The sequence below is a fragment of the Kitasatospora sp. NPDC058048 genome (assembly GCF_042885555.1).
Taxonomy (GTDB): domain Bacteria; phylum Actinomycetota; class Actinomycetes; order Streptomycetales; family Streptomycetaceae; genus Kitasatospora; species Kitasatospora lactacystinica.
Map to the genome: position 1 here is coordinate 219,133 of NZ_JBHVRT010000010.1, position 15,011 is coordinate 234,143.

14 protein-coding genes are annotated in these 15,011 nt (G+C 75.5%); 9 read left to right on the forward strand and 5 right to left on the reverse strand.

What is annotated here, in order from left to right; all coding sequences use genetic code 11:
• The first annotated feature begins 86 nt into the window (after positions 1–86).
• Positions 87–1,364 (forward strand): C40 family peptidase, encoded by a 1,278-nt coding sequence (locus ACFVVA_RS14045; protein WP_387689058.1) that lies wholly within the window; start codon positions 87–89, stop codon positions 1,362–1,364.
• A 176-nt stretch (positions 1,365–1,540) separates the two neighbouring features.
• Here ACFVVA_RS14045 and ACFVVA_RS14050 read toward each other — a convergent pair whose 3' ends face one another.
• Positions 1,541–1,864: a hypothetical protein gene (locus tag ACFVVA_RS14050; protein ID WP_387689061.1), complete on the reverse strand. Its 324-nt coding sequence runs from the start codon at positions 1,862–1,864 to the stop codon at positions 1,541–1,543.
• A 125-nt stretch (positions 1,865–1,989) separates the two neighbouring features.
• Between ACFVVA_RS14050 and ACFVVA_RS14055 the strand changes: the two genes are divergently transcribed.
• A complete protein-coding gene (locus ACFVVA_RS14055; RefSeq protein WP_387689064.1) occupies positions 1,990–2,511 on the forward strand; it encodes a GNAT family N-acetyltransferase in 522 nt (173 codons plus the stop codon).
• A 41-nt stretch (positions 2,512–2,552) separates the two neighbouring features.
• Positions 2,553–3,833, forward strand: a complete 1,281-nt coding sequence (locus tag ACFVVA_RS14060) for a GNAT family N-acetyltransferase (RefSeq protein WP_387689067.1) — start codon at positions 2,553–2,555, stop codon at positions 3,831–3,833.
• A 62-nt stretch (positions 3,834–3,895) separates the two neighbouring features.
• Here the strand turns inward: ACFVVA_RS14060 and ACFVVA_RS14065 are convergent, their stop codons facing one another.
• Positions 3,896–4,714 carry a TetR family transcriptional regulator gene (locus ACFVVA_RS14065; RefSeq protein WP_380355401.1) on the reverse strand — a complete coding sequence of 273 codons (819 nt, stop codon included), beginning with the start codon at positions 4,712–4,714 and terminating at the stop codon, positions 3,896–3,898.
• 180 nt (positions 4,715–4,894) lie between these two features.
• Here ACFVVA_RS14065 and ACFVVA_RS14070 point away from each other — a divergent pair, with 180 nt between their 5' ends.
• Complete coding sequence (locus tag ACFVVA_RS14070) at positions 4,895–5,476, forward strand: GNAT family N-acetyltransferase (RefSeq protein WP_387689071.1); 582 nt, start codon at positions 4,895–4,897, stop codon at positions 5,474–5,476.
• Between the two features lie 73 nt (positions 5,477–5,549).
• Here the strand turns inward: ACFVVA_RS14070 and ACFVVA_RS14075 are convergent, their stop codons facing one another.
• A complete protein-coding gene (locus ACFVVA_RS14075) occupies positions 5,550–6,029 on the reverse strand; it encodes a macro domain-containing protein (RefSeq protein WP_387689074.1) in 480 nt (159 codons plus the stop codon).
• A 9-nt stretch (positions 6,030–6,038) separates the two neighbouring features.
• Positions 6,039–7,385, reverse strand: a complete 1,347-nt coding sequence (locus ACFVVA_RS14080; protein ID WP_387689077.1) for an MFS transporter — start codon at positions 7,383–7,385, stop codon at positions 6,039–6,041.
• 114 nt (positions 7,386–7,499) lie between these two features.
• Here ACFVVA_RS14080 and ACFVVA_RS14085 point away from each other — a divergent pair, with 114 nt between their 5' ends.
• Entirely contained in the window at positions 7,500–8,480 is a 981-nt protein-coding gene (locus ACFVVA_RS14085; protein WP_387689080.1) for a LysR family transcriptional regulator, read from the forward strand.
• An 83-nt stretch (positions 8,481–8,563) separates the two neighbouring features.
• On the opposite strand, the gene ACFVVA_RS14090 is transcribed toward ACFVVA_RS14085, so the two are convergent.
• Positions 8,564–9,178, reverse strand: coding sequence for a YceI family protein (locus ACFVVA_RS14090; RefSeq protein WP_387689082.1), 615 nt, complete (start codon positions 9,176–9,178; stop codon positions 8,564–8,566).
• Between the two features lie 183 nt (positions 9,179–9,361).
• Between ACFVVA_RS14090 and ACFVVA_RS14095 the strand changes: the two genes are divergently transcribed.
• Genes ACFVVA_RS14095 through ACFVVA_RS14110 form a run of 4 tightly spaced genes read left to right on the forward strand, consistent with a single transcriptional unit; the run spans position 9,362 to position 14,977 of the window.
• The gene (locus tag ACFVVA_RS14095) at positions 9,362–12,610 is read left to right on the forward strand and encodes an SNF2-related protein (RefSeq protein WP_387689085.1); all 3,249 of its coding nucleotides are present in this window, start codon (positions 9,362–9,364) and stop codon (positions 12,608–12,610) included.
• Complete coding sequence (locus tag ACFVVA_RS14100) at positions 12,607–12,810, forward strand: hypothetical protein (protein WP_387689088.1); 204 nt, start codon at positions 12,607–12,609, stop codon at positions 12,808–12,810. Before ACFVVA_RS14095 ends, ACFVVA_RS14100 begins: the two co-directional genes overlap by 4 nt.
• A gap of 33 nt (positions 12,811–12,843) precedes the next feature.
• Entirely contained in the window at positions 12,844–13,845 is a 1,002-nt protein-coding gene (locus tag ACFVVA_RS14105; protein WP_387689091.1) for an RNA polymerase sigma-70 factor, read from the forward strand.
• Between the two features lie 34 nt (positions 13,846–13,879).
• Positions 13,880–14,977, forward strand: a complete 1,098-nt coding sequence (locus ACFVVA_RS14110; protein ID WP_387689094.1) for a MerR family transcriptional regulator — start codon at positions 13,880–13,882, stop codon at positions 14,975–14,977.
• Positions 14,978–15,011: the final 34 nt, after the last annotated feature.

A 15,011-nucleotide genomic window follows, 5' to 3' on the forward strand; every position in this document is an offset into this window, starting at 1 on the left:
CCCCGCCGACCCCCGGGCCGCCGACCGCCCGTACGCCGCGCGCCGTCCGACGCCGTCCCCTCCGGACCCGTCAGAAGGGATGTCGCGTGGCGCGCAGGATCCTGCCGACCCTCCTGTTGTCCCTCACCGCCCTGCTCGGGCTGCTCCCCGCCGCCCAGGCCGCCCCGGCCGACCCCGAACCGACGGCCGGCCGGGCCGTGGGCGAGGACCCGTACCCGACCACCGAGGAGATCGACCGGGCCCGGGCCGAGGCCGAGGGCAAGGCCTCCTCGGCCGCCGCTCTGGAGACCGCGCTCACCGCCGCCCGCACCGAGCTGGACCGGGCCGGGCGCACCGCCGAACAGGCCGTCGAGGCCTACAACGGCGCCCGGCTCGCCCTCACCCGGGCCCGCGCCGAGGAGGTCGCCGCCGCGCGGCGCGCCGCCGCCGCCGAGACCGAGCGGGCCGCCGCCGCCGAGGACGCGGCCCGGCTCGCGGCCGAGACGTACCGGCAGGGCGCGGGTGCCGAACTGTCCGCCCTCAACGCCCTGCTCGGCGCCCACGGCGCGCGCGACGCGGGCGACCGCGCCGCCGCGGTCGGCCAGGTCAGCGAGCGCACCCGGCAGATCCTGGACGCCGCCACCTCCACCGCGGCCGCCGCCCGCGGTGCCTCCGCCGCCGCCCGGGCCGCCACCGAGGCCGCCGGGAAGGCCGCCGCCGAGGTCGGCGCGGCCAAGGTCGGGGCGGAGCGGCGGCTGGCCGCCCAGCAGGACGAGGTGGCCGCCGCCGGGCGGCGCCGCGAGCAACTGCTGGCCGAGCTGGCCGCCGCCCGGAACACCACCGTCGAGCTGGAGCGCCGGCGCCGCGAGGCCCTGGAGGAGATCGCCGCCCGCGAGGCCGAGGCCGCCGCCCGCGCCGCCGCCGAGCAGGCCGCGCGGGAGGCCGAGGCCGCGACGGCGGCAGCGGCCGCCGCTGCCACCAGGGCCCACGCCGCACCGCCCCTCGCCCGCCCGTGGTCCGCCGAGGGCGCGGCCGCCGCCATCGCCTTCGCCAAGTCCAAGATCGGCCTGCCGTACGTCTGGGGCGGCGAGGGCCCGGGCGGCTACGACTGCTCCGGGCTGACGATGATGGCCTGGCGCGAGGGCGGCCGGCAGCTCAACCACTTCGCCGCCGACCAGTACGCCCAGAGCACCCCGATCGGCTACCGCCAGCTGCGCCCCGGCGACCTGGTCTTCTGGACCGACACCGGGCGCGCCGCCGACATCCACCACGTCGGGCTCTACATCGGCGACGACCAGATGATCGAGGCCCCGCGGGTCGGCATGCCGGTCAAGCAGGCCAGCCTCTGGATCATGGGGACCCCGGACTTCTACGCCAGGCCCTGACGCCCGGGCCGGCGGGTGCCGGTCAGCACCTCACGGGTGCGACCGGCCCCGCCCCCTGCGCGGCGGCCGCGAGGACCGGGGCGGGCGCGACCGGGGCGTCCCGCGGGGCCGGGTCGGCGCGAGGCACTCGGCACCGAGGGCGTCCGGGAGGCCGAGCCGGCCGCCGTTCCACCCGGCTACCGGCCGGCCACGGCGGCCACCGCCCGGCGGCTGTCGCGCAGCCGCACCACTGTCCAGCCCCAGAGCGCGGCGACCGGGAGCGACACGAGGAATACGGCGAACGCGCCGCCGACCCGGCCGATCATCTCGGAGTCGCAGGCCTCGGCCAGGTGGAAGCCGGTCGGCTGGTAGAAAGCCGGTGAGCCGCACAGCCCGTTGCCCGGCGCGAGGACCTGCCAGAGTGCCCAGAGCCAGCCGGCCACGGTCAGCCCGCCGACCAGCTTCGCCGTCAGCGCCCGGCTCTCGTACTCCTTCAGCCTGCGGACGTACTCGTCCTCCATGGTGCCCCCCCGAAGCGGATCGTCTGTACCTGAACCGGCACGAGGATGCCAGGCGGGCCGGCCCGGGCGCCACTGTCGGTGGGGCGCGCTAGCGTGACCGCGAGGACCGGCACTGAGGAGGCGTCGTGCGACTGCGGGATGTTCGGGCGGGGGACGTCGGGGCGTACGTCCGGATGCGCTGCGACCCGGTGATGATGGCCGAACTCGGCGGCCCGCTGCCCCGGGCGCGGGTGGAGGAGCGGCTGCGCGCGGACCTGGCCCTGGTGGCCGGGGACAGCTCCTGGATCAGGATGATCGTGCCGGACGGCGCGCAGGACGGAGAGGCGGCGGGCATCGTCACGCTCTGGTCGGACCAGGAGGACGGCGAGAGCGTCTCCGAGATCGGCTGGATGGTGCTGCCCGAGCACCAGGGGCGCGGCCTCGCCAAGGCGGCGGTCCGCAGCGTGCTGGACGCCGCCGCCGAGGACGGCCGCTGGGGCGAGGTGCACGCCAACCCGGGGACGACCAACGGAGCGTCCAACGGGATCTGCCGGGCGCTCGGCTTCCGGCTGGTCGGCGAGCGGGACCTGGACTTCGCGGACCGCGTCCTGCGCACCAACCACTGGGTGGTGGTGCCCGGCGAGCACCACGGGTCGGGCACGGAATAATTCGGATGCCACCCCCCGGAGGGCCGCCGTACGGTGGCCCCATGGGCAACAGCATCGATCACACGGACGTCGACAGCGTGAGCGGGCTCCAGGTCCGGGCCGTCTCGGTGGACGAGGTGGCGGAGTGGAACCGGGCGCTCAACTTCGGCTTCCTGCGCCCCCACGTGCCCGTCGCGGAGGACCTGCGCCGCCGGCAGTGGGAGCCGGGCCGGATGCTGGCCGGCTTCGACGGCGAGCGCCAGATCGCCACCTACCGCAGCTTCGACACCGAACTGACCGTCCCCGGCGGGTCCGTCGTCCCGGCCGACGCCGTCACCAACGTCACGGTGAGCTCCACCCACCGCCGGCGCGGCCTGCTCAGCGCGATGATGCGCCGGGACCTCGCGGCCGCGGCCGAGCGCGGCTGCGCGGTCGCCGTCCTGATGGCCGCCGAGTACAACATCTACGGCCGGTTCGGCTTCGGTCCGGCCACCCACGGCAGCGGCTGGAGGATCGACCTGCGCCGCACCCGCGGTCTGCGCGAGGGCCTGCCGGGCGTCCCCGGCGGCCGGATCGACTTCGTGACCATGGCGGAGCTGCGCGAGCTGGGCGCGGACCTGTACGAGCGCTGGCGGCGCACCCAGCCGGGCGCGATCGAGCGCGACGCGCTCTGGTGGGAGCGCACCAGCGGCGAAGTCCGCACGCCCGGCGACGACTTCAAGGAGCCGTTCGCCGCCGTCCACCGGGATGCCGCCGGCACGGTCACCGGCCTGGTGCTCTACCGGATCGACCCCAAGTGGGACGGCGCCTACCCCGACGGCACGCTCTCCGTGGACGAGTTCATCGCTCTCGACCTGCCCACCGCCGTCGAACTCTGGCGCCTGGTGCTGTCGGTGGACTGGGTGGCCCGGGTCGAGGTGCGCAACCTCGGCCCGGACGACCCGCTGCCGCTGCTGCTCCAGGACCCGCGCGCGGCCACCCCGCACGAGGACAACGGAGACCTCGTCTGGGTGCGAGTGCTGGACGTCGAGGCCGCGTTCCGCGCCCGCAGCTACGGCGCCCCCGGCCGGGTGGTGCTGGAGGTCGACGACAAGCTGGGCTACGCCTCCGGCCGTTGGGCGCTGGAGGCGGCCGAGGACGGCACCGGCCGCTGCACCCGGACCACGGACGACGCCGACCTCGCGCTCGGCGCCTCGGAGTTGGGCTCGCTCTACCTGGGTGCGGAGACGGCGTCGAGGCTGGCCGCGGCCGCCCTGGTCGGCGAGCTGCGCCCGGGGGCGGCGGCCGCCGTGGACCTGCTGCTGCGCACCCCGGTGCGGGCCTGGACGCCGACCGAGTTCTGAGCCCGTTCCAACACCGGAGGCCGGCCCGTTTCGCGGGCCGGCCTTCGGTGTTGCCGCGGGCGCTACTTGACCGCCGTCTTGCCGATGGTGGGCAGGATGAAGTCCTGGATCAGGCCCTTGGCGTCGCGGACGATCGGCCGGAACACCCGGTAGCGCGAGAGGTTGATCACCCGGGCCGCCATGGGGGTGGACCGGCGGACGAACTCCCGTGTGCGCTCGGTGTCCTCGGTCCGGTCGAAGACCCAGTAGAGGACCACGATCATCAGGTACAGCCAGAGCACGTCGGGCAGGAGCTCGACCAGTTCGGCGTCCAGTTTGGGCGCCAGCTCCGAGCCCTGGAGGACGTCGCGGAACAGCTCGACCGCCGTGGCCCGGGCCGGGTGGGAATCGTTGGAGAACGGGCTCAGCGAGCTGGTCGGGTCGGCTGCCGTCCGGAAGAACTGCGCGGCGAACTCGTGGTACGGCGCGGCCGTGTCGAGCCAGGAGGTCAGTGCGATCTCCAGCCGCTCGGAGAAGTCCCGGGTGTGGGACATCCGGCGCTTGGCGTCGGCCGCGTGCTCGTAGGTCATCCGGTCGTAGAACCCCTGGATCAGGAATTCCTTCGCCGAGAAGTAGTAGTACGCGTTGCCCACCGAGACGCCGGCCTCGGTGGCGATGGCGCGCATGGTGGTCTTCTCGTAGCCCCGTTCCTGGAACAGCCGCATGGCGGTCTCCAGGATCAGGGCACGGGTCGCCTCACTCTTGTCGGTCTTGGGCCGGGCCCGGCCGCCGGGCAGTGCTCCGCCCTCCGGCCCGGTCCCGCTCCCCGGGTCGGGCGCGGCCGGAGCCCCGGCCGTGCCGTTCTCGCCGTCCGTTCGGTTCGTCGCTGCCAGGTCGTCCACGAGCACGAGCCTAGCCGGAGACGACGTTCCATCCGGTGTCGGTGTTCGTGGCACCGGATGCCCCCTCCGCATCCGGTGCCACGGCGACCCCCCTTATTTCGAACGCGTTCAAAAGCTGAGCGGTACTGTAGACGTATCGGTTGAACATGTTCAACTCCATCTCTATGGGAGGCTGGTCACATGATCAGTTCAGGACGGACCGTCATTCGGCGCGGCGGAGTGCAGGACGCCGAGCCCGTCGCCGAGTTGCACGCCCACAGCTGGCGCACGACCTACCGGGGAATCGTCCCCGACGCGGGACTGGGTGACGGGATGGTCGCCCAGCGACGCGAGCTGTGGACCCTGCGCCTGGACACCGACTGCGCCGACTACGGCGGGCCGGAGAACACGCCCGAACTGCTGATCGCCGAACGAGCGGGCGCGATGGTCGGATTCATCTACCTCGTCCCGCAGCCGGACGGCGGAGTGCTGATCGACAACCTGCACGTCCGCCCCGGCCTGAACGGCGGCGGCATCGGGCGCGAGCTGCTGACCGCGGGCCGCACCCACGTCGCCGAGCGGCACCCCGGGGCCGGACTCTCCCTGGAGGTGCTGCGGGACAACACCCGCGCGATCGCCTTCTACGAGCGCGAGGGCGCCGAGCGGGTCCGGGCACAGGAGGGCGAGTTCCCCGGAGGGTTCCTGCTGCCCGAGTACGTGTACGCCTGGCCGGCCGCGCGCGTGGCGGTCGGGTCCGACCGGGCGGAGCCGGCTGACCGGTAGGAACCGGTCGACGGGACGGTGGAGAGGCGCGAAGGCGGATCGGTGGAAGGGCAGGAGCTGCTGGAGCAGGCCGTCAGTCGACGTCGTAGACGGTCACCGGTACGCCCCGGGCCGTCAGCCGGGCGGTGACCAGCGGTTCGACCCGGTCCCACCGCCCGCCCGCCAGGCCGCAGCCGATCCGCGGCATGTGGACGGAGGCACCGAGCCGGAGCGCGTGCTCACCGAGCGCGGCCAGTCCGGTGTCGATCGCCTCGTACCGCACCGGCACCCCGGTCGAGCGCCCCGTGCGGATGCCGCGCTGGCCGACCAGGTTGGCCACCCAGACGTGCGGATCGACCGCCACCAGTTGGACGGCGCCCAGGCCGAAGTCGTTCTTCGCCCGCTCTCGATGCCAGCGCCGGTACGCGGCCTCGGGTTCGGGCCAGCGTCTGGAGAGCGCGAGCACGAAGCCCTTGCCCCAGCCGCCGAGGTCGTTGCAGACGTGCGCGACCACCTTCACGCCCTTGCCCTGGGGCGTGGTGGCATCGCCTCGGACGTACGTGATTTCCCCCATGCCTCGACGTTAGAGGGTGGGACTGACAATCTGCGCGGCATTTTCCGGGGCCCCACTCGACGCCCCGCCCGGCACTCCACCCGGCACTCCGCCCGGCACCTTCTCGGGCGGTGCGGCGGCCGCCGCACCGCGCGCCGTCAGGTGCCGGCGCCCCGCCAGCGCGATCAGCAGCGCGAGCCCGGCGGCCGCGGCGGGCAGGAGGTAGCCGGTGCCCGGGGCGGCCCGCTCCGCGACCGTCCCGGCGAGCGCCGCCCCGGCCGAGATGCCGACCACGATGCCGGACACCGCCATCGCCATGCCCTCGTTGAACTGCCGCTGCGGCAGCAGCTCCTGGACCAGCGTCATCCCGGTCACCATGGTCGGCGCGGTGGCGGTGCCGGCCGCGAACAGGGCCGTCCCGAGCAGCCCGAGCCCGGCCCCGCCCAGTCCGGCGGCGAGCGGCAGCAGCAGGACCGAGGCCATCGCGGTGGCGCCGAGCAGGAACCGCGTGCCCGGTGCCCGGCGCGGGGTCAGCAGCCCGAACAGCAGCCCCGCGACGCAGGAACCGGCCGCGAACAGGGCCAGCAGCAGCCCGGCGGAGGCCTTGTGGCCGAGCGCGTCGGCGTACGCCACGGTGGTGATCTCGGTGGCGCCGAAGACCGTGCCGGTCGCCAGGAAGGTCAGCACCAGCACCCGCAGCCCGGGCACCCGCAGCGGGGAGCCGTGCCGCGGTCCGGCCGGTTCCCGCCCCTGCGCCGGGGCGGGGGGCAGCGGGGGTTCGGTGCGCCGCTGGGCGGCGAACAGCAGGGCGCCGGTGGCGCCGAGGGTCCCGGCGGTGATCAGTCCGGCCTCCGGGGCGAGCGTGGTGCAGAGCAGCATGGCGAGCACCGGGCCGGCCATGAAGCAGAGTTCGTCCAGGGCCTGTTCGAAGGAGTTGGCCAGGTGCCGGGCGGCCGGGTCGTCCCGGTACAGGTGCGCCCAGCGGGAGCGGGCCATGCCGCCGAGGTTGGGTGCCGCCGAGCCGGCCGCGGAGCAGAGGAGGAGCATCCAGTCGGGTGCGCCGAGCCGGACGCAGAGCAGCAGCCCGGTCAGCGGAACGGCGTTGTACAGCGCGGCCGGTACCGTCACCCGCGCCTGCCCGTACCGGTCCACCAGCCGTCCGATCAGCGGCATCCCGACCGCGCCGGCGACCAGTCCGGCCGCCGAGACGGCCCCGGCCAGCCCGTACGAGCCGCGCCGCTCGGAGAGCAGCACCACCAGGGCGACGCCGTTCATCGACAGCGCCAGCCGGCCGAGCAGCCCGGTCAGGGTGAAGGCGACGGCGCCGGGGGCCGCGAACAGCCGCCGGTAGGAGGTGAGGACGGCGCGCGCGGGCATCGGGCTCCTGTGAGCAGGGGGGAAGGGGGTGCTCACAGCCTGGTGCCGGTGGCGGGCGGCCGTCCAACACCTGTTTCGCCGCACTCACAACACGCTGTTGTTAATCTGCCGCCCATGCCCCGTGACCTGCACCCCCGCCTGCTCCGCGGCTTCGTCGCGACCGCCGAGACCCTGCACTTCGGCCGGGCCGCGGAGCGGCTGCACACCGCCCAGCAGGCACTCAGCCGGGACGTCCGGACCCTGGAGGGGCAGCTCGGCGAAGCACTGTTCACCCGCACCACCCGCAGTGTCGAACTCACCCCGGCCGGGCGGCGGTTGCTGCCCCGGGCGCGCGGGTTCCTCGCCCTGCACGACGAGATCCTCGCCGAGGCCGCGGCCGGATCCGGGGCCGCCGCCCGGCCGCTGCTGCTCGACCTCAACAGTGACGTCACCGGCCCGGACCTCACCGCCGACCGGGTGCTCGAACGGGCCCGGGCCGCCTGGCCGGAGGGCGAACTGCTGGCCCGCTTCCACGGCGGACTGGCCGCGGCGGCCGCCGAACTGCTGGCCCACCGGCTGGACGCCTCCTTCGGCCGCTTCGCCGGGCTGCCCGCCCCGGTGCGCGGTCGACTCGTCCAGCTGCCGGTGCGGTTGGAACGGATCTCGGTGATGATGGCGGACACCCATCCGCTGGCCGACCGCTCCGTGCTGCGCCCGGCCGAGCTGGCGGGGCACCCCGTCGACGTCTGCGCGGGCAACCCGGCGACCACCGAGTGGGCCGACCTCGGCACCCGGCTGCTGCGGGAGCACGGTCTGACGGCGGCAGCGCCGTACGTGCCGCCGGTGGGCGTGGACGAGACGGCCCGCTACCTCGCCCGGCACGGCGATCCGATGCTGACCACGGTCGGCGGCCCGCGGATCCCGGGGACGGTGAACGTGCCGCTGGTGGAACCGGTGCCGCTGAGCCTGGTCAGCCTGGTGCACCGGTCGGGGGAGCGTCACCCGGGGCTGCGGGCGCTGGCCGCCGCGGCCGGTGCGCTCGGCGCGGCCGAGGGCTGGCTGCGCCGCCCGCCGGGCAGCTGGCTTCCCGAGGCGGACGCGGCGCTGCTGCGGTAGGGGCGGACGCGGGCGGCCGTCACGTGAAGACCGCCCCTGCCCCGGGGGGAAGGGCAGGGGCGGTGCTCGGGGAGACGGCCGGCTCAGGCCGCCTTGACGGCGGAGATGTCGAAGCTGAGCTTGACCTTCTCGCCGATCAGCACGCCGCCCGTCTCCAGCGCGGCGTTGTAGGTCAGGCCGAACTCGGTGCGGTCGACGACGGCCTTGCCCTCGAAACCGACCCGGTCGGCGCCGTACGCGTCGGTGGCGCTGCCGGTGTACTCCAGGTCCAGCACGACCGGGCGGGTGGTGCCCTTGATGGTGAGGTCGCCGGTCATCCGGTACGAGTCGCCGCCGATCAGCTGGGCGGAGGTGCTGCGGAAGCTGATCTCCGGGTGGGTGTCGACGGCGAAGAAGTCGCCGGTGCGCAGGTGCTCGTCGCGCTGGGCCTGGTTGGTGTCGACGCTCGCGACCTTGATCACCAGCTCGGCCGAGGAGTTGCCCGGGTGGGTCCCGTCCAGGTGCAGCTTGCCGTCGTACTCGGTGAAGCGGCCCTTGACGTTGGTGACCATCGCGTGGCGGACCGAGAAGCCGATCTCGCTGTGGGTGTTGTCGACGGTCCAGTCGCCGGTCAGGTGGGCGAGGTCCGGGCCGGCCGGGGTCGGGACGGTGGTCGCGGCGGGGGCGGTGACGGTCTTGGTGCGGTTGAACAGGCCCATGGCTTCCTCCTTGGTTCGAAGCCAGTTGTTTAGGCTTCAACTTGTTGGCTCCAGCGTAGGGCAACTTCGTTCAACTTTCAACCATGGCGTTCCGGGTTCCTCCGAACGGCTCAGCGGACCCGCCCTGTCGGACCTCCCGGATAGGCTGCGAAGGACGGTCCCACCCCGCCCGGAAGGCCCCCGATGTTCGTCCTGCACGCGCTCTGGCGGGCGGACGGGCACCTGGCGCTCTGGGCCGAGGACGCCCGCGCCCACCCCGGCGCCGCCGAACCGCAGCCCGACCGGCCCGCCCCGCGCGCCCACCCCTACGCCTGCCCGGCCGGCGAGCTGGCCGCCGTGCTCGGCGGCATCGGTCCGGGCCTCGGCTGGCTCGCCGGACAGGCCCCCGAGCGCTGGGCCACCCTGCTGCTGCCGACCGTCGGCACCGTCCCCGCGCCCTCGCCCGACCTTCCGGTCGCCCCGCCGCGCGGCGGCGCCGTGCTCACGCCCTGGCGGGTGCCGGCCCTGGTCTTCGGGGCCGGGGCCGCCGCCCAGCTGCTCGGTGAGGTCTTCGACCCGGTCTGGGCCGTCACCAGCAGCGATCTGCCCGGCGCCGGACGGGTTGAGGTGGTCCACGGCCCTTCGCTGCGCTGGCTCACCGGAGTGCACGACCTCGCCTGGCGGACGGTCGGCCGCGGCCGGGTCCAGCCGCTGCCCGTGACCGCCGCCGACGGCCGCCCGCAGGCCCGGTGGCGGCCCGACCTCACCCCGGCCGGGCGCCGCGAGGCCGCCGCCCTGGCCGCGGGCTGCCCGCCCGTCCTGCTGGGGGAGTGGCCGCACGGCGCCGACGACGGGGACGCGCTGCTGGGCGCGGCCCTGGGCGCACTGGTGGACGCCGAGGCCCGCGCCGCACTGGCGGACGCCCCGCCCCCCTTCCCGGTCGACGGCGGCGCCGGACCGGGGGCGGCCGTCGCCGAGCGCTGGCTGCACGCCCTCACCACCCCCGACGGCGGGTTCGACGGCTCCCCGCCCGAGGAACTCGCCGAACTGCGCCGCGGGCTCGGCGCCTGGTACGCCGCCGCCGAGCCCGTCGATCCGGCGCTGCGCCTCTGCTTCCGCCTGGTCGAGCCGCTCGGCCCCGACCAGGACGACCCCGAGGGCCGGCCCTCCGACGACGCGTGGCAGCTGGAGTTCCTGCTCCAGGCCGTGGACGAGCCCTCCCTGCTGGTCCGCGCCGCCGACCTGCACGAGGGCGGCGCCGCCCACGCCGCGCTCGCCCGCAAGGGCGCCGACCCGGTCGACGTGCTGGTCGCCGAACTCGCCCGCGCCGCCCACCGCTGGCCCGCCCTGGACGGGCTGCGCCACCGCTCCCGTCCGTCCGCCCTGCCGCTCGGCCGGGCCGGCGCGCTCGACTTCCTGCGCACCGCCGCGCCCGCCCTCGCCGAGGGCGGCTTCGGGGTGCTGCTGCCCGCCTGGTGGCGCCGCCGCCCCCGGCTCGGGCTCGCCCTGCGCGCCACCACCCCGCCCGCACCCGGCTCGCTCGCGGCCACCGCCCAGGTGGACCGGGACGCCGTGGTCGCCTTCCGCTGGCAGGTCGCGCTCGGCCCGGAGGGGGAGCCGCTCACCGAGCGGGAGCTGGCCGAACTCGCCGCGGCCAAGCAGGAGCTGGTCCGGGTGCGCGGCACCTGGCTGGAGGCCGACCCGGCCCAGATCGCCGCCGCGCTCGCCTTCCTCGCCGACCGGCGCGACGGGGTGCTCGCCGCCGGAGAGCTGCTGCGGCTCGCCCTCGACCCGGAGGCGACGGTCGCCGGGCTGCCGGTCACCTCGGTGCGCGCCGACGGCCCGCTCGGCGAGCTGCTCGCCGGGCAGGCCGCCGCCGCCCCGGCCCCGGAGCTGCCGGCGGACTTCCGGGCCGAGCTGCGCCCGTACCAGGAACGCGGGCTGGCGTGGCTGCGGACCATGTCCGGACTCGGCCTCGGCGCCGTGCTGGCGGACGACATGGGTCTCGGCAAGACCGTCCAGACCCTCGCCCTGCTCGCCTCCGAGCAGGCGGAGGCGGCGAAGGCGGCAAAGGCGGCGGACGGGCTGAAGCCGGCGGGCGGGCCGGAGGCGGCGAAGGGGACAGCGAAGGGGACGGCGAAGGGGGCAGAGGACACCGCCGGTCCCACCCTGCTGGTCTGCCCGATGTCCCTGGTCGGCAACTGGCAGCGCGAGGCCGAGCGCTTCGCCCCCGGTCTGCGGCGGTACGTCCACCACGGCGCCGGCCGCCTCGGCGCGGAACAACTCGCCGCGGCCGTCAGGGGCGTGGACCTGGTCATCACCACCTACGGGCTGGTCCAGCGCGACCTCGCCGCCCTGCGCGCGATCCGCTGGCGCCGGGTGGTCGCCGACGAGGCCCAGCACATCAAGAACAGCGGCACCGCGCAGTCCCGGGCGATCCGCGCGCTTCCCGTCACCCGGCACCGGATCGCGCTCACCGGCACGCCGGTGGAGAACCGGCTCGCCGAACTGCACGCCGTCCTGGACTTCGCCAACCCGGGCCTGCTCGGCCCGGCCGAGCGCTTCAAGGAGCGCTACGCGATCCCGGTCGAACTGCACCGCAGTCCCGAACGCACCGCCGAACTCCTCCGCCGCACCGCACCGTTCGTACTCCGCCGGGTCAAGTCCGACCCGGCGGTGGCGGCCGAGCTGCCCGCCAAACAGGAGATGACCGTCTGGTGCAACCTCACCGCCGAGCAGGCGGGCCTCTACCAGGCCGTGGTCGCCGACCTGCTGCGGCGGGTCGAGGGCATCCGGGGCGTGGAGCGGCGCGGCACGGTGCTGGCCGCGATCGGCAAGCTCAAGCAGGTCTGCAACCACCCGGCCCAACTGCTGCACGACGGTTCGGCGGTGGGCGGGCGCTCGGGCAAGGTCGCCCGGCTGGCCGAACTGCTGGAGGAGGCGCTGGCCGAGGGCGACCGGACGCTGGTCTTCACCCAGTACGCGGAGTTCGGTGCGATGCTCCGCCCGTACCTGGAGCGCCGGCTCGGCGAGGAGGTGCTCTACCTGCACGGCGGCCTGCCCCGGGCGCGCCGTGAGGAGCTGGTCGAACGCTTCCAAACCCCGGACGGGCCGGGGGTGTTCCTGCTGTCGCTGCGGGCCGGCGGCACCGGCCTCAACCTGACCGCCGCCAACCAGGTGATCCACCTGGACCGTTGGTGGAACCCGGCGGTCGAGGAGCAGGCCACCGACCGGGCCTTCCGGATCGGCCAGCGCCGGGACGTCCAGGTCCGCCGGCTGGTCTGCGTCGGCACGGTCGAGGAGCGGATCGACGAACTCCTCACCGCCAAGCGCTCGTTGGCCGAGGCGGTGGTGGGGGAGGGGGAGCGCTGGCTCACCGACCTGCCGGTCGAGGCGTTGCGCGAACTGGTCGCCCTCACCCGGGAGGACGCCGTGGCCGAGGAGGACGCGTGAGCGAGGAACCGAAACCGCCCGTGGTCAACGTCGCCGCCTACTGGTGCGGCGACTTCACCCTGCGCCGCGCGCCGGCGGCCGCGGAGGAGGACGGTCCGGACGAGTCCTCGCTGCGCCGCCTCGGCCGCTCCGGCATCACCGTGCACGGCCGCGACCTCGCCGTCGTGCTCGCCCCCGCCTACGAGGCCTTCCGGGGCTGAGCACGGCGGCTACCGTGCGGTAGCGTCGCGCGGGTGACCGACACCCACGACGCGCCGTCGGCCGACTCTCCGTTGGCCGACTCCCGGTTGGCCGACTTCGAGCAGCACCGGCGGACGGTCTTCGGCATCGCCTACCGGATGCTCGGCAGCGTCGCCGATGCCGAGGACCTGGTCCAGGACACCTGGCTGCGCTGGAGCGGCGTCACCGGCCCGGTCGCCGGTCCCGGCGGCTTCCTGGCCCGTACGGTCACCAACCTCGCGCTCAACAAGCTGGACTCGGCCGCCGTCCGCCGCGAGTCCTACGTCGGCCCCTGGCTGCCCGAGCCGCTGGTCACCGAGCCGGACGCGACCGAGGGCGTCGAGCGGGCCGAGACGGTCTCGGTGGCCGTGCTGGTGGTGCTGGAGAGCCTGTCCCCGCTGGAGCGGGCGGTGTTCGTGCTCAAGGAGGCCTTCGGATTCTCCTACCGGGAGATCGCCGAGGCCCTGGACCGCACCGAGGCCGCCTGCCGTCAGGTCGGCAGCCGGGCCCGGGCGCACGTGCGCGCCGGCCGGCCGCGCTACGACGCCCCGCCCGAGCTGCGCCGCCGCGCCACCGACGAGTTCCTGGCGGCCTGCGCCGGCGGCGACCTCAACCGGATGCTCGAACTGCTCGCCCCCGACGTCACCGCCTGGACGGACGGCGGTGGGGTGATCCGCGCCGCGCTGCGGCCGGTCGTCGGTGCCGAGAACGTCGCCCGCTTCGTCCTCGGGGTGCTCGGGCAGCTCGGCGCGGGTGCCGGTGCCCGTCCGGTCCTGGTCAACGGCGACCCCGGTGTGCTGGTCACCGTGGACGGAGCCGTCGACTCCGTGTCGGTGTTCGAATTCGCCGAACAGCCCGACGGCACCGTGCGGATCGCCGGGATCCGCAGCGTCCGCAATCCGCACAAGCTGGCCCACCTCGCCGGCCCCGCGCCCGCGCCCCGCTGGGCCCCCGTCCCTTCCGCCGTCGACGCTCCCGCCCCCGGCGACGGCGCCGACCGGCCCGACCCGGCTTGACCCTCGACCAGGTCGAGCCCGCAGAGTCACCGGCATGGAGAGCGAGCTGCACAGCATCGGCGAACTGGCCCGCGCCAGCGGACTGGGCGTCGGCACCCTGCGCTACTACGACGGCGCCGAGGTGCTCACCCCCGCGTGGGTCGATCCGCAGACCGGCTACCGCTGGTACCGGCCCGGCCAGCTCGCCGACGCCCGGCTGCTGGCCAGGCTGCGCCGGGTCGGCCTGCCGCTGGCGGACGTCCGCGCCGTGCTCGGCGCCGCGCCCGGCGGCGAGGAGGCCCGGCGGGTGCTCGACGCGCACCTGCGCCGGCTGGAGGACGGCCTCGCCGACGCCCGCCGCGAGCTCTCCCTGATCCACGCGATGATCGACCAGAGGGAGCAGCCGATGACCACCACCCCCGCCGGACTCCGGTTCACCGTCCCGGCCGAAGAGCTCGCGGCCGCCCTGGACGCGGTCCGCTTCGCGGTCTGCGGGGACCCGGAGCTGCCCTTGCTCGCCGGCGTGCTCTTCGAGCCCGACGGCCCGGTGCTGCGCCTGGTCGCCACCGACCGCTACCGGATGGCCCTCGCCGAGGTGTCCGCCGCCGGTGACACGTCCGAGCGGCCGGTGGCGGGCACGGTCGTCCCGACCGCGCTGGTGGACGCGCTGCGCGCGCTGCTCGGCTCGGGGGCGGCGGAGGTCGCGCTCACCCTCGGCGGCGGTCCGGTCCGGGCCGAGGTCGGGGAGCACCGGATCGAGGGCGCCGCGCTGGACTTCGACTACCCCGACCACCGGGCCGTCACCCGGCTCGTGCCGGAGCACCGGATCACCCTCTCCGCCGCCGAACTGCGGGCGGCCGTGGCGGCCGGGGCCACCCGTACCCTGCCCTCCGGCCCGGACGGCGCCGACTGCGAGGTCACCGTCCTGACCCTGACCGGGGACGGCCGCCTGACGGTGGCCGACGACCCGGCCCCCGAGGGCTACCGACTGGCCGTCAACCGGGACTTCCTGCTGGAGGCCCTCGACGCCGGCCGCCCCGGGCAGCTGCTCCTCGAACTCGGCGGCCCGATCGCCCCGCTGGCCGTTCGCACGCCCGGTCGTTCGGGCACCTTCTCCGTGCTGATGCCGGTCCGGCTGCCCGAGTCCGGCTGACCGGCGGGCCTCGCCGGGGCTCTGGAAGGATCAC

What these genes read in the sequence shown, in the direction of transcription:
- ACFVVA_RS14110 (WP_387689094.1), top strand. Translation starts at nt 13,880, where the DNA reads ATGGAGAGCGAGCTGCACAGCATCGGCGAACTGGCCCGCGCCAGCGGA.
- ACFVVA_RS14095 (WP_387689085.1), top strand. Translation starts at nt 9,362, where the DNA reads ATGTTCGTCCTGCACGCGCTCTGGCGGGCGGACGGGCACCTGGCGCTC.
- ACFVVA_RS14070 (WP_387689071.1), top strand. Translation starts at nt 4,895, where the DNA reads ATGATCAGTTCAGGACGGACCGTCATTCGGCGCGGCGGAGTGCAGGAC.
- ACFVVA_RS14060 (WP_387689067.1), top strand. Translation starts at nt 2,553, where the DNA reads ATGGGCAACAGCATCGATCACACGGACGTCGACAGCGTGAGCGGGCTC.
- ACFVVA_RS14050 (WP_387689061.1), bottom strand. Translation starts at nt 1,864, where the DNA reads ATGGAGGACGAGTACGTCCGCAGGCTGAAGGAGTACGAGAGCCGGGCG.
- ACFVVA_RS14085 (WP_387689080.1), top strand. Translation starts at nt 7,500, where the DNA reads ATGCCCCGTGACCTGCACCCCCGCCTGCTCCGCGGCTTCGTCGCGACC.
- ACFVVA_RS14090 (WP_387689082.1), bottom strand. Translation starts at nt 9,178, where the DNA reads ATGGGCCTGTTCAACCGCACCAAGACCGTCACCGCCCCCGCCGCGACC.
- ACFVVA_RS14075 (WP_387689074.1), bottom strand. Translation starts at nt 6,029, where the DNA reads ATGGGGGAAATCACGTACGTCCGAGGCGATGCCACCACGCCCCAGGGC.
- ACFVVA_RS14080 (WP_387689077.1), bottom strand. Translation starts at nt 7,385, where the DNA reads ATGCCCGCGCGCGCCGTCCTCACCTCCTACCGGCGGCTGTTCGCGGCC.